21 protein-coding genes, 1 tRNA gene and 1 other RNA gene are annotated in these 22905 nt (G+C 45.2%); 19 read left to right on the forward strand and 4 right to left on the reverse strand.

Going from position 1 to position 22905, the window contains the following annotated elements; translation table 11 throughout:
• The first annotated feature begins 77 nt into the window (after positions 1-77).
• On the forward strand, positions 78-314 hold the full coding sequence (locus WJ238_RS03940; RefSeq protein ID WP_230105211.1) for an HPr family phosphocarrier protein: 237 nt from the start codon (positions 78-80) through the stop codon (positions 312-314).
• A gap of 71 nt (positions 315-385) precedes the next feature.
• On the opposite strand, the gene WJ238_RS03945 is transcribed toward WJ238_RS03940, so the two are convergent.
• The gene (locus WJ238_RS03945; protein WP_337606213.1) at positions 386-1420 is read right to left on the reverse strand and encodes an acyltransferase family protein; all 1035 of its coding nucleotides are present in this window, start codon (positions 1418-1420) and stop codon (positions 386-388) included.
• 257 nt (positions 1421-1677) lie between these two features.
• On the opposite strand from WJ238_RS03945, the gene WJ238_RS03950 reads away from it, so the two are divergent.
• From WJ238_RS03950 to eno, 4 genes are all read left to right on the forward strand, one after another.
• Positions 1678-2391, forward strand: a complete 714-nt coding sequence (locus tag WJ238_RS03950; RefSeq protein ID WP_256193088.1) for an IMP cyclohydrolase — start codon at positions 1678-1680, stop codon at positions 2389-2391.
• Between the two features lie 40 nt (positions 2392-2431).
• Entirely contained in the window at positions 2432-3610 is a 1179-nt protein-coding gene (locus WJ238_RS03955; RefSeq protein ID WP_230105214.1) for a phosphoribosylaminoimidazolecarboxamide formyltransferase, read from the forward strand.
• Between the two features lie 111 nt (positions 3611-3721).
• Complete coding sequence (glmM, locus tag WJ238_RS03960; RefSeq protein ID WP_316267236.1) at positions 3722-5071, forward strand: phosphoglucosamine mutase; 1350 nt, start codon at positions 3722-3724, stop codon at positions 5069-5071.
• 113 nt (positions 5072-5184) lie between these two features.
• The gene (gene eno / locus WJ238_RS03965) at positions 5185-6474 is read left to right on the forward strand and encodes a phosphopyruvate hydratase (RefSeq protein WP_316267234.1); all 1290 of its coding nucleotides are present in this window, start codon (positions 5185-5187) and stop codon (positions 6472-6474) included.
• A 5-nt stretch (positions 6475-6479) separates the two neighbouring features.
• Here eno and WJ238_RS03970 read toward each other — a convergent pair whose 3' ends face one another.
• Entirely contained in the window at positions 6480-7514 is a 1035-nt protein-coding gene (locus WJ238_RS03970; RefSeq protein WP_256193090.1) for a YeiH family protein, read from the reverse strand.
• A 144-nt stretch (positions 7515-7658) separates the two neighbouring features.
• Between WJ238_RS03970 and WJ238_RS03975 the strand changes: the two genes are divergently transcribed.
• The 8 genes from WJ238_RS03975 to ssrA all read left to right on the forward strand — a co-directional run bounded on the left by WJ238_RS03975 (position 7659) and on the right by ssrA (position 14114).
• Positions 7659-8552 (forward strand): LysR substrate-binding domain-containing protein, encoded by an 894-nt coding sequence (locus WJ238_RS03975; RefSeq protein WP_316265513.1) that lies wholly within the window; start codon positions 7659-7661, stop codon positions 8550-8552.
• Between the two features lie 68 nt (positions 8553-8620).
• Positions 8621-8863 (forward strand): preprotein translocase subunit SecG, encoded by a 243-nt coding sequence (gene secG, locus WJ238_RS03980; protein WP_230105219.1) that lies wholly within the window; start codon positions 8621-8623, stop codon positions 8861-8863.
• 82 nt (positions 8864-8945) lie between these two features.
• Positions 8946-11102: a ribonuclease R gene (gene rnr, locus WJ238_RS03985; protein WP_337606214.1), complete on the forward strand. Its 2157-nt coding sequence runs from the start codon at positions 8946-8948 to the stop codon at positions 11100-11102.
• Positions 11086-11553 (forward strand): SsrA-binding protein SmpB, encoded by a 468-nt coding sequence (gene smpB / locus WJ238_RS03990; RefSeq protein ID WP_256193091.1) that lies wholly within the window; start codon positions 11086-11088, stop codon positions 11551-11553. The genes rnr and smpB overlap by 17 nt, the downstream gene beginning before the upstream one ends.
• A 12-nt stretch (positions 11554-11565) precedes the next feature.
• A complete protein-coding gene (locus tag WJ238_RS03995; protein ID WP_337606215.1) occupies positions 11566-11832 on the forward strand; it encodes a hypothetical protein in 267 nt (88 codons plus the stop codon).
• Position 11833: 1 nt separating this feature from the next.
• Positions 11834-12421 carry a zinc-ribbon domain-containing protein gene (locus tag WJ238_RS04000; RefSeq protein WP_316267231.1) on the forward strand — a complete coding sequence of 196 codons (588 nt, stop codon included), beginning with the start codon at positions 11834-11836 and terminating at the stop codon, positions 12419-12421.
• A 45-nt stretch (positions 12422-12466) separates the two neighbouring features.
• On the forward strand, positions 12467-13666 hold the full coding sequence (locus tag WJ238_RS04005; protein WP_337606217.1) for a pyridoxal phosphate-dependent aminotransferase: 1200 nt from the start codon (positions 12467-12469) through the stop codon (positions 13664-13666).
• Positions 13667-13762: 96 nt separating this feature from the next.
• Positions 13763-14114: a transfer-messenger RNA gene (ssrA, locus tag WJ238_RS04010) on the forward strand.
• A gap of 123 nt (positions 14115-14237) precedes the next feature.
• Here the strand turns inward: ssrA and WJ238_RS04015 are convergent.
• Entirely contained in the window at positions 14238-15215 is a 978-nt protein-coding gene (locus tag WJ238_RS04015) for a LysR family transcriptional regulator (protein ID WP_230105225.1), read from the reverse strand.
• 152 nt (positions 15216-15367) lie between these two features.
• Between WJ238_RS04015 and WJ238_RS04020 the strand changes: the two genes are divergently transcribed.
• The 6 genes from WJ238_RS04020 to WJ238_RS04045 all read left to right on the forward strand — a co-directional run bounded on the left by WJ238_RS04020 (position 15368) and on the right by WJ238_RS04045 (position 22761).
• Positions 15368-16054: an AroM family protein gene (locus WJ238_RS04020; protein ID WP_230105226.1), complete on the forward strand. Its 687-nt coding sequence runs from the start codon at positions 15368-15370 to the stop codon at positions 16052-16054.
• 18 nt (positions 16055-16072) lie between these two features.
• Positions 16073-17137, forward strand: a complete 1065-nt coding sequence (locus WJ238_RS04025; RefSeq protein WP_230105227.1) for a 2,5-dihydroxypyridine 5,6-dioxygenase NicX family protein — start codon at positions 16073-16075, stop codon at positions 17135-17137.
• Between the two features lie 94 nt (positions 17138-17231).
• On the forward strand, positions 17232-18824 hold the full coding sequence (locus WJ238_RS04030) for an OPT/YSL family transporter (RefSeq protein ID WP_230105228.1): 1593 nt from the start codon (positions 17232-17234) through the stop codon (positions 18822-18824).
• 30 nt (positions 18825-18854) lie between these two features.
• Positions 18855-20258, forward strand: coding sequence for a dipeptidase PepV (pepV, locus tag WJ238_RS04035; RefSeq protein ID WP_230105229.1), 1404 nt, complete (start codon positions 18855-18857; stop codon positions 20256-20258).
• A gap of 273 nt (positions 20259-20531) precedes the next feature.
• Positions 20532-21995 carry a GH25 family lysozyme gene (locus WJ238_RS04040; protein WP_337606220.1) on the forward strand — a complete coding sequence of 488 codons (1464 nt, stop codon included), beginning with the start codon at positions 20532-20534 and terminating at the stop codon, positions 21993-21995.
• A gap of 91 nt (positions 21996-22086) precedes the next feature.
• Complete coding sequence (locus tag WJ238_RS04045; protein ID WP_337606221.1) at positions 22087-22761, forward strand: MmcQ/YjbR family DNA-binding protein; 675 nt, start codon at positions 22087-22089, stop codon at positions 22759-22761.
• A gap of 52 nt (positions 22762-22813) precedes the next feature.
• Here WJ238_RS04045 and WJ238_RS04050 read toward each other — a convergent pair.
• Positions 22814-22905 (reverse strand) — tRNA-Ser (locus tag WJ238_RS04050).

Here is a 22905-nt window from a genome sequence, read left to right on the forward strand (position 1 = left end):
ACTTGGAAAAAATGGAACATAATAAGACAGACAAGAATATATAGTTTTAAGAAAATTTTAGGAAAAGGGGAAGACGTATGAGTCAGGTAAAAGTACAATTCAAAACGCCGGAAGAAGTTATGGATTTTACAAATGTTGTTTCAAAGTATGATTACAACATGGATCTGAAGAAAAGCAGCAGAAAAGTTGTTGACGCAAAATCGCTGCTTGGTATTCTTGCTCTCGGACTGGAAAATAACCTGGAGCTGTGTATTTATTCCGACGAAGACTGCAGTGAAGTTGTAAATGCGATCGGGAAGTATGTCGTTGCATAGAAGTATTTAAAATGAAAAAATGAGGGAGAGCCGCAGATCATCAGCGATGGATGAACAGGCGGCCTCCCTTTTTAATTTACATTTTTGTTTTCACGATAAGATTTCCCGAAAGAAGGTCTGTTGCCGGAAGGAGGAATCAGATGGGAAATCCGATCTGTAATTCTGACCAGGATATCGGAAGAACCGATGAAAGCAAGGCTTGTGCAGAAAGCAAGCAAAATGATGGTCTCCGGAATAGTATTTATATTCTGCAGGATATGGGAACCGTATTTGAAGCAGGAGTATACAAGCCCGTGAAAGATGTAGATCGGCATGGTCCGACTGCCCAGGTAAGAGAAAAATGTGCGTTTCTCCGTTATGATAAAGGCGATCAGGAAAGTCAGAGCAAATCCTGCACCATAGCAGATCAGGCGCACCAGCATTCCTTCCAGAGGAGCCTGTCCCAGGTAATGATAATTGTATCTTCCGTAGCATATCTTAGGATCATAGCCTTTGTGGATCGGATCAGCGACAAGGAAAACGGCGGCAAAGATCAGTCCTGCAGCTGAAAGAATACGTATCCGGCGGGTACGCATCCTTGTGAAAAATTCCCGGTTCATATGATAGCCTGCCAGGAAGTAAGGATAGAAGACCAGAATCCTTGGAATGGAGAGGAAGTTGTCTTTCATTCCGGACAGCCCGATCAGGAGTCCTGCCGCAACTGCAAGGATCATATGTCCCGGCAGCTTTTTGAAGTAGGGAGTTGCCAATCTCCATGCAAAAAGAGCCAGAATATACCACAGAGAAAACTTCGGATAGAGAAGATAGAGTCCTGTGGGCCTGTGCAGGATGAAGGTGTACAGGGCATAATAAACACATTCATATACGAGATATGGAATGAGGAGCTTTTGGATCAGCTCTGTCAAAGAATGCTGGCGTTTGGAAAAATATCCTGATATGTAGATAAAAGCCGGCATATGAAAAGATGAGATCAGCCATTTTAAATTGTATAAAAAAGCATTATTTCCATAGTTTAAGTCTGTAAAGTGTCCCATAATGACAAGGACGATCAAGACAGCTTTATAATTGTCAAAAAGAAAATCACGCTTTGCGGTTGTTGTATCCATTGGAATCCCCCTTGCTAAAATGCAGCGGCATGCAGAAACATCTGTGCTTCTGCAAAGAACTGCCGAATTTCGCAGAAGATATCTTACTCCTTTTTGAGGAGGGAGACAAGGGTTTTCTTATAAATAATGCTAATTAATAGTGGAAAGTTATTGGTAATTCTTATATAATGATAGAGGAAAACCTCGGCTGGCAAAGAATGTGTACCTGCAGCCGGGGACAGATAAACCAGCAAATGGCATGAAAAGGAGAGGGATACATGGAAATGTTATCAATTGAAAAAGAATTACAGGGAAATTCTTATCCGGGCAGAGGAATCATTATTGGAAGAAGTGCAGATGGGAAAAATGCAGTGACAGCATATTTTATTATGGGAAGAAGTGAAAACAGCCGCAACCGCATTTTCGTAGAAGATGGTGACGGAATCCGTACTCAGGCATTTGATCCTTCTAAGTTGACGGACCCAAGCCTGATCATCTATGCACCGGTGCGCGTGCTGGGAAATAAGACGATCGTGACAAACGGAGATCAGACAGACACGATCTATGAAGGTATGGACAAGCAGATGACATTTGAACAATCTCTTCGCTGCAGAGAATTTGAGCCGGACGGTCCTAATTATACACCTCGCATTTCCGGTATCATGCATATAGAAGGCGGAAAATACAGCTATGCAATGTCTATTTTAAAGAGCAATAACGGAAGCCCTGAAAGCTGTAATCGTTTTACATTTGCCTATGAGAATGCAGCTCCGGGAGAGGGACATTTTATCCATACATATATGCATGACGGCAATCCTCTGCCAAGTTTTGAAGGTGAACCGAAGCTGATCGGGATTCCGGATGATATGGATGCTTTTGCAGAAAGTCTCTGGAGCAGTCTGAATGAGGAAAATAAGGTCTCCTTGTTTGTGCGTTATATTGATATAGAAACGGGAAAGTGGCAGACACGTATCATCAATAAAAATCAGTAGTTTTTTGAAGAGAAAAAACAAAAGAAAGGAACGGATAAAAATGAAAGAATTACAGTTGAAATATGGATGCAACCCTAATCAGAAACCATCCAGGATCTATGTGGCAGACGGAAGTGATCTCCCGATCCAGGTGCTGAACGGGAAACCGGGATATATCAATTTTATGGATGCCTTCAATGGATGGCAGCTTGTAAAAGAACTGAAGAAAGCCACCGGATATCCGGCAGCCACTTCCTTTAAGCATGTATCCCCGGCAGGGGCTGCGATCGGCCTTCCATTAAGCGAAACCCTTGCCAAGATTTACTGGGTAGATGACCTGGGAGAGCTTTCTTTGCTTGCCAGCGCTTACGCAAGAGCCAGGGGAGCCGACAGAATGTCTTCCTTCGGAGATTTCATTGCTCTGTCTGATGTTTGTGATACAGATACAGCAAGACTGATCAAGAGGGAAGTATCCGACGGAGTGATCGCGCCGGGTTATGAGCCGGAAGCGCTGGAAATCCTGAAGCAGAAGAAAAAAGGAAACTACAATATCATTCAGATCGATGAGGATTATACTCCGGCAGCTCTGGAGCATAAAGAGGTTTATGGAATCACATTTGAGCAGGGAAGAAATGAGCTGAATATCGGTGAAGATTTCTTCGACAATATCGTGACAGAGAACAAGGAACTGACAAAAGAGGCTAAGATCGATCTTGCTATCTCTATGATCACACTGAAATATACCCAGTCTAATTCCGTGTGCTATGTGAAAGGCGGACAGGCAATCGGAATCGGAGCAGGACAGCAGTCCAGGATCCACTGTACAAGGCTGGCAGGTCAGAAGGCAGACAATTGGTACCTTCGCCAGTCACCCAAGGTAATGGGACTTGAGTTCCTTCCGTCTATCGGAAGAGCAGACAGGGACAATGCTATTGACCTGTATATCGGAGAAGACTACATGGATGTGCTGGCAGAAGGAGAATGGCAGAAAATTTTTGTAAGGAAGCCGGAAGTCTTTACAAGAGAAGAAAAAAGAGCATGGCTGGATCAGATGACAGACGTTGCTCTTGGCTCTGATGCTTTCTTCCCATTTGGGGACAATATTGAGCGCGCCCACAGAAGCGGAGTGAAATATATCGCTCAGCCGGGCGGTTCTGTGAGAGACGATAATGTCATCGAAGTGTGCAATAAATACGGCATAGTGATGTCATTTACGGGAATCCGCCTTTTCCATCATTAAAATTTGTTGTATATTTGACGCAAAACGATTATAATAGTTTTGTGTGAGACTGATTGTGCAAAAAAAACGGACAATCGGTCAAAAATATGCGGTAAAAGGAGAATTAGTAAGATGGGAAAATATTTCGGTACAGATGGCTTTCGGGGAGAAGCCAATGAAGTATTGACAGTAGAACATGCTTTTAAGGTAGGCCGGTTTCTGGGATGGTATTATGGACAGGAACACAAGGCGAGAGTAGTCATCGGAAAGGACACAAGAAGAAGCAGCTATATGTTTGAGTATGCTCTTGTTGCAGGTCTGACCGCATCAGGTGCGGATGCGTTCCTTCTTCACGTAACAACAACTCCCAGCGTGTCCTATGTAACAAGAACAGAAAACTTTGACTGTGGTATTATGATCTCTGCAAGCCATAACCCGTTCTATGACAATGGAATTAAGGTGATCAACGGAAAAGGGCATAAACTGGAGGCAGAGGTAGAAGAGAAAATCGAGGCCTATATTGACGGCGAGATAGGAGAACTGCCCCTTGCAAAGAAAGACAATATCGGGCGGACAACAGACTATGTGGCAGGAAGAAACCGGTATGTAGGATATCTGATTTCTCTTGCGACCCGTTCTTTTGAAGGAATTAAAGTAGGACTTGACTGTTCCAACGGAAGCGCGTTTATGATCGCCAAAAGCGTGTATGATGCTCTTGGAGCTAAAACATACGTCATCAATAACGAGCCAAATGGTACAAATATTAACTTAAACTGCGGCTCCACTCATATAGAAGTACTGCAGCAGTATGTCAAAGAAGAGAGCCTGGATATTGCGTTCGCCTACGATGGTGATGCAGACCGCTGCATCGCAGTAGATGAAAACGGAAATGTAGTGGACGGCGATATGATCATGTATGTCTGCGGAAAATACATGAAAGAAAACGGACGTCTCAATGGAGATACTATTGTTACAACGATCATGTCCAATCTGGGACTTTACAAAGCCTGTGATAAAGTGGGACTGAAGTATGAAAAGACGGCAGTTGGAGATAAATATGTCTATGAAAACATGGTGAAAAACAATTTCTCCCTGGGCGGGGAACAGTCCGGACATATTATTTTCAGCAAACATGCTACAACCGGAGACGGCATCTTGACCTCCCTTATGGTTATGGAAGTTATGCTGGAGAAGAAGTTAAGCCTTGGCAAACTGACAGAGGAAGTCAAGATTTATCCGCAGCTTCTGAAAAATGTGCGTGTAACTGACAAAAAGACAGCAAGAGAAAATCCGGCTGTTGTAAAAGCAGTAGAGGAAGTAACAGCGGCCCTTGGTGATGACGGACGTATTCTGGTAAGAGAAAGCGGAACAGAACCTGTGATCCGTGTTATGGTGGAGGCTGCTACTGACGAGCTGTGCAGCAAATATGTGGATCAGGTAGTCGAGGTTATATATAAGGAAAATCTGGTTGCCGAAGCATAAGAACATAGAGTGAAAAATCATTGCCCCGCAGGATACTGCGGGGTATTTTGATGGGGAAAAGGGACATACTAATTCCTGGAGCCGGCAAAACGGTTTAAGAAGGAGGAGTCAGTATGTATCAGTATTTACCAATTACAGATGTATACGCAAGAGAAATCATTGATTCCCGGGGAAATCCAACGATAGAAGTAGAAGTGCTTGCGGCAGATAAATACCTTGGAAGAGCCAGCGTTCCATCCGGAGCTTCCACAGGACAGTATGAGGCTGTGGAATTAAGAGACGGAGAGGAACGTTACGGCGGGAAAGGAGTACAGCAGGCGGCGGAAAATGTCAATACGAAGATTGCTTCGGAGATCATTGGGAAAAATGTGCTGGATCAGATTGCTTTAGACGAACTGCTCATAAGGATGGACGGAACGCCCAATAAGAGGAAAATGGGCGCTAATGCAACGCTGGGGGTTTCCATGGCGGCGGCCAGGGCAGCAGCAGCGGCGTTAAGGCTTCCGCTCTATTCCTATCTGGGAGGAGTCAATGCGAAGACAATGCCCATTCCAATGATGAATATTATGAACGGCGGACAGCATGCAGACAATACGATCGATATTCAGGAATTTATGATCATGCCGTCCGGAGCGTGCTGTTTCAGGGAAGGATTGCGCATGTGTTCAGAAATATACCATCATCTGAAAGCGCTGCTGAAAAAACAGGGATACAGCACGGGAGTAGGAGATGAAGGAGGCTTCGCTCCAAATCTGAAAGATGCAAAGGAAGCCCTTTCCTTCATTATGGAAGCAGTACAGGCGGCCGGATATGAACCGGGAGAGGATATACGGATCGCCCTGGATGTGGCGGCGTCGGAGCTATATGACAGTAAACTGAAAAAGTATGTGTTTGCGGGGGAGAGCAGTATGCATGGATTCAAGGTGACGCGTACAGTGGAGGAACTGATAGACTACTATGAAGAACTTGCATCCGAGTTTCCTGTTGTTTCCATTGAAGACCCTCTCGACGAAGAGGACTGGGAGGGATGGGAACTTCTGACAGCCAGACTGGAACGGGATATCCAGCTTGTAGGAGATGACCTTTTTGTGACAAATGTAAGAAGGCTGCGAAAAGGTATTGAACGAAGTGTGGCAAATGCAATTCTTATTAAAGTTAACCAGATCGGAACGTTGACAGAGGCGTTTGACGCCATAGAGACAGCAAAAAAAGCAGGATACCAGGCGATCATTTCCCATCGGTCCGGAGAGACGGAAGACGCGGTTATAGCGGATATTGCAGTGGCCTTTAACGCCGGACAGATAAAAACAGGCGCACCCTGCAGAGCAGAGCGCACCTCAAAATATAATCAGCTTCTTCGGATAGAAGAACGATTGGGCGATACCGCCCGTTATGGATTTTAAAAGGTTTACCAGATACCAAGCACATGCTGGAGGATCAGGCTGACGGCAGTAATGCCAACCCAGCAGCAAAGGCCGAGGATAATAGGTTTGCCTCCTGTTTTTACCAGTTTCACAATGTTGGTATTCAGTCCGATGGCAGCCATGGCAACAACAATGAAAAATTTGCTCAGTTCTTTGATGGGAGCAAAAAATTCTGAAGATACACCGAACACATTTGTCGCCACTGTTGTGATGATGGAAGCGACAATAAAATAGATAATAAAGAAGGGGAAAATCTTTTTCAGGCTGACGGAGCTTCCGGAAGAAGATTTTTCCTTTTTTGTGCGATAAAGAGCAAGCACCAGCGTGATCGGGATGATGGCCAGCGTCCGGGTGAGTTTTACGGTGACGGCTTTGTCCAGGGTGGCAGATCCAAGCGCAAACATGTTGTCCCAGGTAGAAGCTGCAGCTGTAACGGATGAAGTGTCATTGATGGCTGTACCGGCAAAAATACCGAAAGCTTCGCCGCTTGTCTGGTCAAATCCCAGGAAATTTCCAAAATGCGGGAAGATTACTGCAGCCAGTACATTAAAGAAGAAAATAACCGAAATGGCCTGGGCGACTTCTTCGTCATCCGCATCAATAACAGGAGCCGTGGCGGCAATGGCGGAACCGCCGCATATGGAGGAGCCGACGCCCACTAAAGTGGCAATACGTGCCGGAATATGCATAACTTTGCTTAAAAAGTATGCCAGGATAAGTGAAGTGGCAATGGTGCAGATAATGATAGGAAGGGATTGCTTTCCTGTATCCAGGATAACGGAAAGATTCAGTCCGAATCCAAGGAGAATAACCGCGTACTGCAGAATTTTCTTGGCGGAATAATTAATACCGTCCTGAACAGAAGATTTATCTTTTATAAATAGTGTAACGATCATTCCGAGAATGATGGCGATCACAGGACCTCCGATGATAGGGAATGCTGTTCCGAGAAACCATGCGGGAACTGCAATGAGAAGGCACAGCAGAAGCCCTTTCATATTTTTAGTGACAACTTCCATAGTTTACCTCTTTTCTTTCTCTTTTTGAGTTTCAACAGTAGTTTCGGTCTGAACCGATGCTTTTAATTTATCACAGAAAAATAATAATGTAAAATTATAATAAATTATGATATGATAAAAATAATTTATATAAGGAGGGGAAATATGCTGGATTTTCGGATGGAGACATTTGTTACTGTATGCAAATATATGAATTATACAAAGGCTGCCAACGCCCTGCATATTACGCAGCCGGCTGTGTCCCAGCACATGCGCCATATAGAAGAAGAATATGGGGTGAAACTGTTTGAATTTCAGGGGAAAAAACTGTTTTTGACAAAGGATGGGAGAGCGCTTCTGAATATGGCTGTGACCTGGCAGCATGATGACCAGGCTCTTCGGAGAAAATTTCAGGAAAACGCTGCCGGGCAGCGCCATCTGATCTTTGGGGTGACTCTGACGATCGGAGAATATGTGATAGGTGATTATCTTGCCGGATATATGAAAAAGCACCCTCATACGCAGATCAGGCTTACCATTGCCAATACGGAGGGGCTTTTGAAGAAGCTGGATGAAGGAGAAATTGATTTTGCTGTAGTAGAAGGATATTTTGAAAAAAGCGACTATGATTTTCAGCTTTTCCGAAAAGAACGTTACATAGGAGTAGCGAGTCCCTACGGCGCCAAGGTAAAAATGAGCGGGGAAAAATGCGGGTGGCCCCGGATTTTCGGAGAGACATTGATCGTCCGGGAGCAGGGTTCCGGCACGAGGGAAGTGTTGGAGAGGGCGCTTAGGGAAGACGGCTATCAGATCGGTGATTTTGACAATGTGGTGGAAATCAGCAATATGAACGCTATCAAATCTATTGTAATGGGCGGAGGAGGAATATCTTTCCTGTATGAAGCGGCGGTGAAGAAGGAGATTGGAGAAGGAAGTCTTGTGGAACTTCCTGTGGAAGGCTTTCCCAAATACCATGATTTTACTTTTATCTGGCGGAAGAACAGCATTTTTTCACAGCAGTATAAAGAACTGCTCTTCCAGATGACAAATGCTACATAAAAAAACCTTGCTATCCGGGGAACAGTATGATAGAATATATTTGGTTTATCCACAGGAGGTGTGAAAAAGTGGAAATTTTGAAGATGGTATTAATGATTATATTTGCTATAGACTGTATCGCATTGACAATTATCGTATTGATGCAGGAAGGAAAACAGGCAGGCCTTGGAACGATCGGAGGCATGGCGGATACTTACTGGGGACAGAATAAAGGACGTTCTATGGAAGGAGCGCTTGTCAAGATCACCAGAGTTCTTGCTGTACTTTTCATTGTACTGGCAGCAGTGCTGAATATGAAAATATTTGCCTGATCATTAAGATAAAAATGTCGAGACACTCTTGTTTGCGGATAAGAGTGTCTTTTTACGTATACAGTATAGAAGGTGACAGAAAATGGATGATAATTTTGAAAAAAGAAAAAAGGTTATCTATGATTTTATCTGCGATGACCTGTATGTGCCAATGAAATTAAAAGAGATTGCCGTTATCCTTCAGGTACCCAAAGAACAGCGCACAGAGCTGAAGGAGGTGTTGGACAGCCTGATCACAGACGGCAAGATCCGTCTCTCTCAAAAGGGGAAATACTTGCGGGGAGAAGCGGGCAGGCTTACCGGAGTATATCAGGCCCATCCAAAAGGCTTTGGGTTTGTGAGTGTAGAAGGTGAGGAGGAAGATATTTTCATCGGCGAGGCAGAGCGGTGCGGAGCCATGCAGGGAGACACCGTTGCGGTTGTGCTTCTTCGGACGCCGGAAGGAAAAAGAAAAGAAGGAAAAATCGTGGAAATCCTCTCCCGTGGGACAACCCGTATTGTAGGGTTGTATGAGAAGAGGAAAAATAAGGGGTATGGTTTTGTACGCCCGGACAATGTCAGGTTCCTTCAGGATATTTTTGTGGCAGAAGAAAACAGCAAAGGGGCAATGGACGGACACAAGGTTGTGGTGCGTCTTTTAAGCTATGGAGATGAAAACAGAAAACCGGAGGGGAAAATAGAAGAGATCCTCGGGCATAAAAATGATCCGGGAACCGATATTTTATCCATTGTAAAAGGATATGATCTGCCGGTGGAATTTCCGGAGAAAGTGCTGAATCAGGCGGGAAAAGTGCCGGAGGAGATCAGCGAGGCGGATATGCAGGGCAGAAAAGATATCCGTGAATGGCAGATGGTTACCATTGACGGGGAAGACGCCAAAGATCTGGATGACGCAGTTTCTCTTACCTGGACTGACGATCACTTTACGCTGGGAGTCCACATTGCGGATGTGTCCAACTATGTGCAGGAAAGAAGCGCTTTGGACCGGGAGGCACTGAAGAGAGGAACCAGCGTCTATCTTGCAGACCGGGTGATCCCCATGCTGCCTCACCGGCTGTCTAATGGGATATGTTCTTTGAATGAAGGCGTGGACCGCCTTGCGTTGAGCTGTATTATGACGATTGACAGGCAGGGAAATGTGATCGATCATGAGATTGCTGAAACGGTGATCCGCGTAGATAAAAGGATGTCCTATACGGGAGTTAAGCAGATCCTTTCCGATCCTGACGGCGAGGAGGCAAAGGAGCAGGAAACTCTGGTACCTATGCTGAGACAGATGGCAGTGCTTTCGGAAATTTTGAGGAAAAAACGTCATAAAAGAGGAGCCATTGACTTTGATTTTCCGGAGGCAAAGATTCGGCTGGATGAGCAGGGAAAACCGATAGAGATCCAGCCCTATGACCGGAATGCGGCCACAAAGATGATCGAGGACTTTATGCTTCTTGCCAATGAGACAGTGGCGGAGGATTACTATTGGCAGGAGCTGCCGTTTGTATATCGGACCCACGAGGCTCCTGATGAGGAAAAAATCCGGAAATTTGCCATATTTATCAATAATTTCGGTTATTCCATGCATGTGGGGCAAGGGGAGGTCCATCCGAAAGAGATGCAGAAACTTTTGGAGAGGCTGGAAGGAAAACCGGAGGAGGATCTGATCAGCCGGCTTGCCCTAAGATCTATGAGACAGGCAAGATATTCATCGGAAAATACCGGACATTTCGGTCTGGCAGCGCCCTATTACACGCATTTTACTTCACCGATCCGCCGTTATCCGGATCTTCAGATCCACCGGATTATCAAGGATAACTTGAGAGGGCGGATGAACGATAAGAAAATAGAACATTACGAGTCAATCCTTCCGGAAGTGGCGAAACACTCCAGCGAAACGGAGAGAAAGGCAGAGGAGGCGGAGCGGGAGACTGTGAAGCTGAAAAAGGCGGAATATATGCAGGCCCATATTGGAGAGATATACGAGGGCATTATTTCGGGAATGACAAAATGGGGCATGTATGTGGAGCTTGAGAATACAATAGAAGGACTGGTCCATGTAGCCTCCATGCGTGACGACCATTATGAGTATTATGAAGAGCGCAGTGAGATGGCGGGGCTTCATACGGGCAGAACATATCGTTTGGGAGAAAAAGTATATGTCCGTGTGTCTGCGGCGGATCGTCTTACAAGAACAGTAGATTTTGAGATTGCAGAAAAAGGAGACTTTGAAAATGGCAAAGACCAGTGAAAAAATGATAGCCAATAATAAAAAAGCATATCATGATTATTTTATACTGGAAAAATATGAGGCTGGAATTTCTCTGGCTGGAACGGAAGTGAAATCTCTGCGTATGGGAAAATGCAGCATTAAAGAATCATTTATCCGTATCGAGAATGGAGAGGTTTATATTTACGGCATGCATATCAGCCCATATGAAAAAGGAAATATTTTCAACAAAGATCCCCTTCGCATAAGAAAGCTTCTTCTTCATAAATCCGAGATCAATAAAATGGCCGGGAAAATGAAGGAAAAAGGGATTGCAATTGTACCGCTAAAGGTATATTTTAAAGGTAGTCTTGTCAAAGTGGAGATTGGCCTTGCGAAGGGTAAAAAACTGTATGACAAGAGGCAGGATATCGCAAAAAAAGATCAGCAAAGAGAAGCAAGCAGAGAATTTAAAGTAAGGAATTTCGGATAAGGAGAAACGGGTATGGTTCCGACCAATAAAAAACAGCTAAGAGATCTGGTATCACAGACAACCATAGAAACTTACGAAGAGCTGACCCCACAGCTGGTCCAGCTGATCCAGGAGACTAACAGAAAAGAAGATCTGACAGAAGCGCAGAAACAGGACGAGATTTCTCTTCATATGATAGGGTATATCAAATCATGTACTAATGAGATTATTATAGAAGTCCTGGCGGAAATTCTTGGGCTGGAAGACGAGAAACAACCGGTACACATAGGAGGGAGATAAAATGGCTTACTGTGTAAAATGCGGAGCGAAAGTACAGGATGGAGCAAAGTTCTGCCCGGAATGCGGAGCAAGTATTCCGGAGGGGCAGGCGGAAAATAAAGATAGAGAGCAGTATACTTATACAAACCAGGATACCTGGAATTACAGTTACCAGGGCGGAGGATATCAAAAGGAACAGCAAAACGGATATCAGAACAGCGGCCCGGGCGGAAATCAGCAGTATTATCAATATAAGGAAGAAAAATTTGAAAAAGAAGATGTACAGAGAAATAAAGTGATGGGAGTGCTGTCTTATATCGGGATTCTGGTTCTTGTGCCCCTTCTGGCCGGAAATAAATCTTCGCCATATCTCCGTCATCATCTGAATCAGGGGATTGTGCTTTGGATCACCTCCCTGATCCTGAATCTGATCACCAATGGTTCCTTGCTGGGTTATCAGATATTTTATCATTATTCATGGGGACTTTCTCTTGTGGGCGGCGTGCTTTCTCTGGCCCTTTTTATCCTTGCGATTGCAGGGATCGTGAGTGCATGTAAAGGAACGAAAAATCCTTTGCCGGTGGTGGGAAGCATCCGCATATTCCAGTAAACATAATTTTTTATCAGTTTTAAGATATAAAAGGGAGAGAAAAAAGTGACAGCAGAAAGGGTAAAGCATATCGAACCTTCCAAAACAGTGGAGCTGACAGTACGCATTGCAGAGCTGAAACGGCAAGGGGAAAAAGTGATCGGCCTGAATGTGGGGGAGCCGGATTTTGTCACTCCGCCCCATATCTGTGCAGCGGCAAATCAGGCGCTGAAAGAGGGGTTCACGAAATACACGCCGGTAATGGGTATCCTGCCTCTTAGGGAGGCAATCTGCCGGAAACTGGAAAGGGAAAATCATGTCTGTTATACTCCGGATCAGATTACCATTGGAGCAGGGGCAAAGCAATGCATTTATGCTGCTCTGATGGCGGTCTGTAATCCCGGCGAGGAGATCATCATTCCATACCCGTGCTGGGTCAGCTATACTGAAATGGTAAAGATGGCCGGAGGAACTCCGGTTCTTGTGCCCTGCAGAGAAGATTTCAGCCTTGATGCGGAAGCGATCAGAAACGCTGTTACAGATAAGACAAGAGGAATCCTGATCAACACTCCCAATAATCCTACAGGAGCAGTCTATTCCGGAGAGGCACTGAAGGAACTGGGACAGCTTGCGGTGCAAAAAGATTTCTATATCCTGGCGGATGAAGTGTATGAGGCCATGGTATATGACGGAGCAGAGCATGTGAGTATCGCTTCCCTGTCGGAATCAGAAGAGTGGAAAGACCATATTATTTTGATCAACAGTTTTTCCAAGACCTACGCAATGACAGGATGGCGTCTCGGGTATCTGGCGGCCTCTCTGGAAGTGATCGGGGCGGTCAATAAGCTTCAGAGCCAGATGGTGTCCTCCATCCATTCCCTTTCACAGAAAGCGGGAATTGCGGCATTGAACGGAAGCCAGGATTCAGTGGCTGATATGGTGGCGGAATATGAAAAAAGGCGCAGATATGTGTATAGCTGCCTTGAGAGCATGGAAGGAGTAAACTGTCGTCTGGGAGAGGGGACTTTTTACCTTTTGCCTGATATACGCGCCTATTATGGAGCTTCCTATGGAGAATGGGAAATAAAGGATGATATTGTCATGGCGGAATACCTTCTGCAGGAGGCGCATATTGCTGTTGTTCCGGGGAGTGCGTTCTATGCGCCGGGACACCTGAGGATCACCTATGCGGCCTCGCAAGCAGAACTGAAACAGGCGATGGATCAGATGGAGGAAGCGTTGGAAAAACTGCACAGAAAAAGCTGAAATACAGAGCAGTCCTTCCTTGACATTATGCAGCCGGTTTACTATAATAAATAAGCGCCAACAGAAGACGTCTGCGGACCAGAAAGGCAGCAATCAGGGCTTGTACTGGTTTCGACGGGGGTTTGGAAGTTGGGGAAGCCATCCGTAGCGGGACACTACGTTAAAAGTTCCAATTAAATATAAACGCAGACAATAGAGAATTAGCGTACGCTGCCTAATTTCGGCGGCAGTCGGCCTTAGGTCATCCGCTGCTTAAGATCCCGGCTTCAACAAGGCGGAGCACTTCGTTTCCAAAGCTTTGAGGAAATGGAAGAATTTATGAAGCTACTGAAACCGGAAGCTTGTCATTAAGCGTCCGGCAGAGGGAATGAAAAAGTAATGACTGTGATGGGAGATGCCCTGATGGAAAGGCTTTCGGACGCGGGTTCGATTCCCGCCAGGTCCATCCTAAAGGGGGTGTCGGTTAATATCGGATTTTACCCCCTGGCATGCAAGGAAGGGACAATCCCAGAGGATTCGTTTTTTAAGAACCGGATCTTCTGTCGGATTGTCTCTTCTTTTTTTCTCGTATTTAGGGTACAAAAATCTCCCGATTTGAACAATCTGTTTCCTGACAGCCTCTTATACTTTTGATAATTGATTTTTGGGAGAAATCAGGAGAAGAGAGCACCTGTCTGCAAATATCATAAAATTGAAGGCAAAGTGGCGTGAAAAAACTATTTTTCATCCAGGCAAGGTTAATACGCGATTTTGATAAGAAATTTTTAATATATATCTGGCTGAGAAGACCATCGTCCAGCTCGTCTTGTACAACAAAACGGTAAATAAAGGAAATCCCTGTATTTTCCATGACCAGTTTCTTAACAGCGTTGATCGTGCCTATTTCTACATAAGAACGGAAATTGGTGATATCCTGATTATACTCGTGAAGGATTTTTATCAGATTGCGTTTGGAATTGGTTGCGCTTTCACGAAAAATCAGTCTGGAACTGTTCAGTTCTTCAAAATTTACGGTCTTTTCTGCCAAAGGATGCTTTGGCGAACAGACACAGATTGTTTCACATTCAAATAACTCCCGGCTTTCATATTCTGTGTGCGGGCAGTAGATATCAGATACGCAGAAATGTATGTTTCCGTTTTTTAACTGTTCTAAAAGGGTATCCGCTTCATCCAGATACATATAAACTTTTTTATCAGGGTATTTTCGGAGATATTCAGCAAGGATTAGTGGAACCAGAGATTCTCCGATTGTAACGATAGAACCGATTTTAATTTCTTCCGGTTCTTTTTCAGGAGTTTTCAGATACTCTGTGATTTGAACGGAGTCTGCCTTTACAGTCTGTGCGAAGCGGTGGAGAAGCTTGCCGTGCTCAGTCAGATGCAGTCTGCGTTTTTCATCATAATAGAACAGTTTTGTGGAGTATTGGTTTTCCAGATGTTTAATATGTTGAGTAACGGCCGGCTGCGTTATATTCAGGAGACTGGCTGTCTGGGTATAACTTCTGGTTTCGCAAAGGCTAAGAAAAGTATCTATTCTGACGTCTAACATAAAATCCCTCCCTGTGTAAATATTCAGATAAATTTAGGTATAACGACAAGTTATCGGCCTATAAGATAATATAATTTCATTTTACTAGTTATTAGTGATAGAATCAAGGTAAAGATATTCCGGATATCAAAAAAGAGGGAGGAGGATTGCAAATGAAAATTGGAGCAGTAACTATAGGACAGTCTCCTCGTGTCGATGTAACGCCAGATATTTTGCCTATTTTGGGTGATAAGATTGAGTTGCTTCAGGCGGGAGCGTTGGATGGATTGAGCCGGGAAGAGATAGAAGACATGGCGCCGGGTCCGGAGGACTACGTGCTGGTTTCCAGGCTGAATGATGGAAGTTTTGCAAAATTTGGGGAAAGTTTTATCCTGGAAAGAATGCAGAATTGTATATCTAAGCTGGAAGAACAGGGCGTTTCACTGATCATGATTTTCTGCGCAGGATCTTTCCCGGATGTTTTTCAATCGCGCGTGCCATTGGTATATCCGGCAAAAATTTTAAACGGGCTGGCAAAAGCTCTGAGTAAGGAGTCAAATATTATTGTGATCACTCCGGACGAACAGCAGATCCAGCAGGCCTACGAGCAGTGGGGGCCAATTATGAAAAAGGTAACGCCAATACCGGCAAATCCGTATGGAGACATCAATGAGGTGTACAAAGCGGCAGAATTGGCAAAGGATGCCACAGCGGATCTTATCGTGATGGATTGTATCGGTTTTACCAGAGAAGCGAGAAGAATTGTAGCAACAATCACCGGGAAACCTGTTCTGCTCTGCAGAACCACTATGGCACGTGTTGTAAGAGAAATGTTGGACGGTGAATTAACCGCAGATTAAACTAAAGGAGGAAGGAAAATGGAATACCCAATTGGAATTGAGATGTCACCAGATTATTTGTCTTATGAGGTAAGTAAAGCTGCCTATAAGCTTGTCAAAGAGGTTATGCTTGTCGAGCCGGGGGAAAATGTAGTTGTTACAGGAGATACGTCTACAGATAAAAGAGTACTTGACGCGATTATGAACGCGGCATATATCGTAGGAGCGAACCCCGTGCTGGTCTATGTTCCTACGAATGAGAAGGCGTATGCGGAACCGATAGCACCTCTTGGTAATGCGGTTGCGGTTGCAGATGTATGGATCGAGCTGTCTTATTCGTCTATCATGCTCTGTGAGTCATGGAGAAAAGCAATCGATTTTGGATGTCGTTATATCAATCTGACAGGAATGGATGTGACGATGATTGTAAAATGTATCGGCAGAGTAGATGTCGCAAGCGTTGTAGAATTGGGAGAGACATTGAAAGCTAAGATGGAAGCTGCAAATGAGATTATTATTAAAGACGGAAATGGAACCTATCTGACAGCTAAAAATGAGGGACGGCCTGTAAGACATTCCGGACAGCTTGCTACCTTTAAAGGTTACCCATTTATGATGTGCGGACAGATCAGCTGGTGTCCTATTGAAGAGACCATTAATGGAAAACTCGTGTTTGATGCGGCTATTTTCCCGCCGACGGATATGGGAATCCTTTCGGGCAATGTAGAGCTGACTCTGGAAGAGGGCAGAGTTACAAAGATTGAAGGAGGAAAGGATGCAGAAAGATTTAAAGCATGGCTGGAATCCTTCGACGATCCGAATATGTTCCGCCTTGCTCACTATTCACTTGGATTTAACCCGGGTGTTACAGAGGCAACAGGGCGGATTGTAGAAGACGAAAGAATTTTTGGCTGCATGGAGTTTGGAATCGGAAGTCAGGGAAAGATGATTCGCGGAAGTTATTGGACAGCGGCATCCCATACAGATGGAGTTGTTTCCAAACCAACCATTATTTTGGATGGCGTCACTATGGAAGAAGATGGAAAATACGTTGATCCGGAACTCATAGAAATCTGTAAAAAAATGGGTGCAGCAGGATACTAAAGAAACATAAGAGGATAGGCGCCTGAACGTTTCTGCGACTCAGGCGCTTTTTTGATACCGTCATGTAAAGGAACAGGAGAGGAGGAAAAAAAGAATGCAAGATAATCAGAAATCTAAAGCAGCGGATACATTTGAGAAAATACGATGTTCAGAGCCGATGACGATTATTTTTGGATCGGTTCTCGCGGTATTGTCAGGCATAATATGTATGCAGATCATGGGAAAGGTCGGAGTTTCGGCTAATACATCTATATTAGGCGCGATTTTTGCGATGCTTGTCGCAAGGATTCCGATGACAGTATTTGGGAAATTTAAAAGTGTGGAAAGACAGAATTATATCCAGACGATTGTGTCTGGCGCAGGTTTTTCCGCAGCAAACTGTGCCTTTGTGGCAGTAGCTATCCTGTTTGTGATGGGTGAATTTGACGCTATTTTGCCAATGGCGCTGGGATGTATTTTCGGAACATTGATTTCCGTTTATACGGTAGGGGCGTTGTTTGATTCTCCTTTGTTTCCTGCCAAAGAAGCCTGGGCGCCGGGAGTGGCTACTGCGGAGGTCCTGGAGGCTGGAGATGAGGGCGGGGATAAAGCTAAACGTGTTATCCAGGGTATTGTTGTAGGAATCCTGGGAAGTATCGTAAAATTACCGGTAGGCGCCGTAGGTATCGTATTCATTGCAAACATTGTATCTATGCTGGCGTTGGGGATAGGTCTGCTGATCCGGGGATACTGTGCCCCGCTGACAGGGTTTGATCTTGGGGCGACGAGTATCCCTCAGGGCTTTATGGTTGGAGCAGGTATTATCGCATTGATCCAGTCGGTTGTATCAATCTATCAGGGCTCTGCAAAAAGAGCAAAGAAATCAGAGGGAGATGATGTGGAAGAGGGACTGACTGTTTCTGCGGGAAAGACTAAGTGGACGCTGATCATTGCGTTGCTCACCCATTTGGCTGGCGGCGTATTTGTAGGAGTGATCTGTGGAATATTTACTGGGATGTCTGCTGGTGAAATGGCCTTATGGGTACTCTGGACTGCGTTTGCCTCTGTTGCTTCGATGATTATTATAGGGAAAGCTGCAATGTATTCCGGGTGGTTTCCAGGATTTGCGGTCACTACGATTTTCATGACCATCGGTGTCGTTATGGGCTTCCATCCTCTTGCTGTTGCGGTTTTGACTGGTTATATCAGCTCTGTAGGTCCATGTTTTGCGGATATGGGATATGATTTAAAAACAGGCTGGCTGATCCGTGGAAAAGCAAAAAATCCGGAATATGAATTGTATGGAAGAAAACAACAGGTTTGGATAGAAATGCTGGGAGCTTTGATCGGAATTATTGTTGTCATCTTTTTTGCGGACATGACATTAAAAGACGGATTGATTCCGGCTACAAGTACAGTATTTGCGACTACCGTAGAGATGGGGAGCGATATGGCGCTTATGAAGGAGCTGGCCATCTGGGCGATTCCGGGAGCGATCATTCAGATAATCGGAAGAAAGTATATGTTTGGCGTCCTTTTGGCGACCGGGCTTTTGATCAATAATCCAATTTATGGAATAGGTGTTGTTGTAGCTGTTATTATCCGAAAGATTATCGGGGATGAATTTATGAACTGCCGTGATGCTGGTTTGATTGCAGGGGATGGATTATACAGCTTTTTCTCGAGTCTTATCAAAATGTTTATCTAAATGCATAGAATCAGAAAGGAAGACAGTAAAATGGAACAGAAAATCGATGAACTTGTGAAATCATACCGTAATGATATGATCCAGTCTCTAGAAGAACTGGTTAAGATTCCCAGCGTGATCAATCTGGAAAGCGCCGGAGAAGGCGCCCCGTTTGGTCAGGAAATCCGAAGCGCCCTGGATGCGCTTATGGAGCTGGCCAAGACGCTTGGATTCGAAGTGCGGGATTATGACGGCTACGCGGCTGCAGTGGATTTTGGAGCAGAAGGCAGGGAGATAGGGATCTTGTCCCACATTGATGTGGTTCCGCCGGGGAACGGCTGGTCAAAGCAGCCCTTTGTCCCGGAAATTGAGAACGGGAAAATGTACGGAAGGGGCACGATTGATGACAAAGGACCGTTGGTTGCCGCGCTTTATGCAATGAAAGCTGTGAGGGAAAGCGGCCTGCCCATTAAGAACCATGTACGGCACATCATCGGCTGTGATGAAGAGACAGGCCACCGTTGTATCAAGTATTATCTGACCAAGGAAAAAGGCCCGGATCTTGGATTTTCTCCAGATGGTATGTTTTCTGTCATCCATGCGGAGAAAGGGATCCTGCGGTTCCAGATCCAGAAGGAACGAGAGCTTCCAAACACAAAGGAACTTTGCGTGATCCGGATCAAAGGGGGAACAGTTGTAAATGCAGTACCTAACATTGCGGAGGTGTGGATTGGCGGCCCAAAGGAGCAGCTGGAAGAGATTCTTAGGGAGTTCCAGGAAAAGATTTCCAAGGGAACTGCACAGATAAGAGAGGGAAATCTTTATCTTGCGTTTACCGGAGTCAGCGCCCACGCTATGCAGCCTTGGCTGGGAGAAAATGCGATCCTGTCCATGATCCGGTTCCTAAAGGATCTGCCGTTTGCGGATTACAAGACCAGGGAATATTTCAAAGCTCTGGCTGCTCTGTTTGAAGACGGCTGGGAAGGAAGAGGCCTGGGAATTGCCTGTGAGGATCAGCTTTCAGGAAAACTCAGTATGAATCTGGGGATCCTGAATGTGGAGAAAGAACACAGTGAACTGAAGGTAGATATCCGTTGTCCTGTCCATGTTGATCTGGACACAGTCTGGAAGACAATCCGTCTGACCTGTGAGAAACATGGATTCCAACCGGAATACTGGCAGAAACGGCCGCCGCTCTATGTACCTAAAGATGCACAGCTTGTGCAGATTCTGCTGGATGTGTACGAAGATGTGACTGGGACAAGAGAAGAGGCCATCACTATCGGGGGCGGAACCTACTGCCGTGATGTAGAGAACTTTGTTTCTTTTGGTCCGGTATTTCCGGGTGAACCGGAGCTGGCTCACGAGGCAGATGAATTTGTTGATCTGGATGAGCTGGTACAGTGTGCAAGACTATATGCGCAGGCACTGTATCGGCTGCTGCAGATGGAGTAAGATTGCATAATTTTAAGAGAGGGGATGTCGGTACCGACATCCTCTCAGACTGTAGACAAAGTTGGTGCGGGAGCTTAGTTCCGGCACCACTTCTTTGCCCAAATACAAATTCCCATATTTTTGTGTGAAAGATCAAAAAGAATCCTGATTTTCTGTCCTGCCTTTCTGGATGATCACTCATCCATTCATGGAATATGCCTCAAGTGGCAATTTCGATATTTTCGCATAAGTTAATATTGAAATTCTGCAAAAAATGACAGGAGGCAGCGAAATATGAGTTTAAACGGCATTGATATCAGCAATCATCAGGCAGGGCTTGACCTTGCAAAAGTTTCTGCTGACTTTGTGATATGTAAGGCTACAGAAGGAACCGGTTTTGTGGATCCATACTGTAACGGATTTATTCAGAGGGCAAAAAGCCTTGGAAGAAAAACAGGAGTTTACCATTATGCCACAGGAAAAAGTACAGGAAAAGAAGAAGCGGATTTTTTTTATAAAAATATTCGGGGGTATATCAAACAGTCGGTACTTGTTCTTGACTGGGAAGGAAAAGCAATAGAAAAAGGTCCGGGGTATGCCAAAGCGTTTCTGGACCGGATTTATGAATTGACAGGAGTAAAACCGCTCATTTATATGAGCAACAGTGTAGTAAACAGTTATGACTGGATAAAGGTTGTACAGGCAGATTATGGTCTGTGGAATGCCGGATATTTTGCGGGGGATCAGACAATGGGCTATACGCCGGATGCTCCTGTTTACGGCAGCCTGGGGGCGTGGAAAACCTGTGCTATGTATCAGTACACTCCGTCGGGAAGGCTGCCGGGGTGGAGCGGCAATCTTGACCTGAATGTATTTTACGGCAGCAGGGAGGCCTGGGACAAATATGCGGGAGCTTCAAGCGTCATAAATGATCCGGATGGAGAGATAAGAAATGGAGGAGAAATGCAGGGAGATAAATCGCAGAAGGGCGAAGTATCCTACCAGGTACATGTGAGGAGACAAGGGTGGCTTTCCTGGAAATGCGACGGGGAAATGGCTGGGACAACCGGGCAGAACAGGCGGATAGAAGCGCTTCGTATCGCGCCTCCGGGAAAGACCAATGTAAAAATCCATATGAAAGGAATCGGAGATCGGGAGTATCAGGATATTACGAAAAATACGATCCTTGGCACAACAGGAGAGAAAAGGCGGATAGAAGCCATTGCTATAGAAGGCAGTACAAAAGAGGAGGAGCTTCATTATGCCTATCAGGTACACCAGAAAAGTAAAGGGTGGACAGACTGGAAATTTGATGGGGAATGGGCAGGAGAAAGAGGAGGATCTCTTCAGATGGAAGCAGTGAGGATCCGGATTGCCCATCTGATCCTGGAGGCTCATGTGCAAAGCGAAGGCTGGCTGCCGAAAGTTCCGGATGGTGAGATCACGGGAACTACAGGTAAATCCCTTCGGCTGGAAGCATTCCGGCTGGATCCTTTTGAGAACGAAATCAGGGCGAAGGCCCATATTCAGTCAGAGGGCTGGGTGGATTATGGCATCATCAGTAAAAATACCGTGATCGGTACAGTAAATGAGAAAAAGCGGCTGGAATGTCTGTGCTTTGAAGGTCCCTTTGAATGGCGGGCGCATCTTGCTCACAGCGGCTGGACAGACTGGACTTTGGCAGATGGTATTGCAACACTGGGAACGGTGGGGCAGGCGCTTGCAATGGAGGCGTTTCAGATACGCATGAAAAGATAGAGGTTACGCCCGGACTTCTATGCTATAATGAAAATGGAAAATAAGAAATACAAAACAACTTTTACTGCGGCAAAAGTAAGCAGGAGGACCGATGAAGGATATCATAAACAATATATTCAGGAGAAGGAAAGTCAATCTGACCAGGCTGCCTGCTTATGGATTTTCAGAAAAAAAGGGCAGATATTTCTATCATACGGTGCTGCCGGGCAGCGGGTTTTCGATGGAGGTGGAAATTACCGGGAAAGGTTTGGTGAAAGCGACCGTAATTGACGCAGAAACAAATGAACCCTACACTTTGCATCTTACTGACAGCGCATCGGGCAGTTTTATCACAGGAGTGAAAATGGACTATGAACAGGTGCTCACTGATATTGCAGAAAACTGTTTTGAGCCGGATGTTTTTAAGGGCACACAGACAAAAGCGATAATCGCTTATGTTCGAGAAACTTATGGAGATGAACTGGAATTTCTTTGGGCGAAAACGCCTGATAATGCTATCTGGCGCCGGAAAGATACACAGAAATGGTATGCCGCAGTCCTTACAGTTTCCCGCAGCAAGCTGGGACTTTCTTCTGACGAAATGGCTGAGATCATCGATTTGCGGATCGAACCGGAACAGATGGAAGCGACTGTGGATAATAAAAAGTATTTTCCCGGCTGGCATATGAATAAAAGAAGCTGGTATACCATAATTTTGGACGGTTCAGTACCGGAAGAGGAGATATACAACAGAATTGACAGAAGTTACCGTCTGGCAACAAAATAAATCAGGAGAAAACCTCTGTTTTAAGGGGTTTTCTCCTGATGCTTTAATAGAACGGAGACGGAGGGATTCGAACCCTCGTACCGGCGATAAAACCGATAAACTGATTTCGAGTCAGCCCCGTTACGGCCACTTCGGTACGTCTCC

It is taken from the genome of Claveliimonas sp. (assembly GCF_037273965.1).
Classification (GTDB): domain Bacteria; phylum Bacillota; class Clostridia; order Lachnospirales; family Lachnospiraceae; genus Claveliimonas; species Claveliimonas bilis.

What these genes read in the sequence shown, in the direction of transcription:
- WJ238_RS03940 (WP_230105211.1), top strand. Translation starts at nt 78, where the DNA reads ATGAGTCAGGTAAAAGTACAATTCAAAACGCCGGAAGAAGTTATGGAT.
- WJ238_RS03945 (WP_337606213.1), bottom strand. Translation starts at nt 1,420, where the DNA reads ATGGATACAACAACCGCAAAGCGTGATTTTCTTTTTGACAATTATAAA.
- WJ238_RS03950 (WP_256193088.1), top strand. Translation starts at nt 1,678, where the DNA reads ATGGAAATGTTATCAATTGAAAAAGAATTACAGGGAAATTCTTATCCG.
- WJ238_RS03955 (WP_230105214.1), top strand. Translation starts at nt 2,432, where the DNA reads ATGAAAGAATTACAGTTGAAATATGGATGCAACCCTAATCAGAAACCA.
- glmM (WP_316267236.1), top strand. Translation starts at nt 3,722, where the DNA reads ATGGGAAAATATTTCGGTACAGATGGCTTTCGGGGAGAAGCCAATGAA.
- eno (WP_316267234.1), top strand. Translation starts at nt 5,185, where the DNA reads ATGTATCAGTATTTACCAATTACAGATGTATACGCAAGAGAAATCATT.
- WJ238_RS03970 (WP_256193090.1), bottom strand. Translation starts at nt 7,514, where the DNA reads ATGGAAGTTGTCACTAAAAATATGAAAGGGCTTCTGCTGTGCCTTCTC.
- WJ238_RS03975 (WP_316265513.1), top strand. Translation starts at nt 7,659, where the DNA reads ATGCTGGATTTTCGGATGGAGACATTTGTTACTGTATGCAAATATATG.
- rnr (WP_337606214.1), top strand. Translation starts at nt 8,946, where the DNA reads ATGGATGATAATTTTGAAAAAAGAAAAAAGGTTATCTATGATTTTATC.
- smpB (WP_256193091.1), top strand. Translation starts at nt 11,086, where the DNA reads ATGGCAAAGACCAGTGAAAAAATGATAGCCAATAATAAAAAAGCATAT.
- WJ238_RS03995 (WP_337606215.1), top strand. Translation starts at nt 11,566, where the DNA reads ATGGTTCCGACCAATAAAAAACAGCTAAGAGATCTGGTATCACAGACA.
- WJ238_RS04000 (WP_316267231.1), top strand. Translation starts at nt 11,834, where the DNA reads ATGGCTTACTGTGTAAAATGCGGAGCGAAAGTACAGGATGGAGCAAAG.
- WJ238_RS04015 (WP_230105225.1), bottom strand. Translation starts at nt 15,215, where the DNA reads ATGTTAGACGTCAGAATAGATACTTTTCTTAGCCTTTGCGAAACCAGA.
- WJ238_RS04020 (WP_230105226.1), top strand. Translation starts at nt 15,368, where the DNA reads ATGAAAATTGGAGCAGTAACTATAGGACAGTCTCCTCGTGTCGATGTA.
- WJ238_RS04025 (WP_230105227.1), top strand. Translation starts at nt 16,073, where the DNA reads ATGGAATACCCAATTGGAATTGAGATGTCACCAGATTATTTGTCTTAT.
- WJ238_RS04030 (WP_230105228.1), top strand. Translation starts at nt 17,232, where the DNA reads ATGCAAGATAATCAGAAATCTAAAGCAGCGGATACATTTGAGAAAATA.
- pepV (WP_230105229.1), top strand. Translation starts at nt 18,855, where the DNA reads ATGGAACAGAAAATCGATGAACTTGTGAAATCATACCGTAATGATATG.
- WJ238_RS04040 (WP_337606220.1), top strand. Translation starts at nt 20,532, where the DNA reads ATGAGTTTAAACGGCATTGATATCAGCAATCATCAGGCAGGGCTTGAC.
- WJ238_RS04045 (WP_337606221.1), top strand. Translation starts at nt 22,087, where the DNA reads ATGAAGGATATCATAAACAATATATTCAGGAGAAGGAAAGTCAATCTG.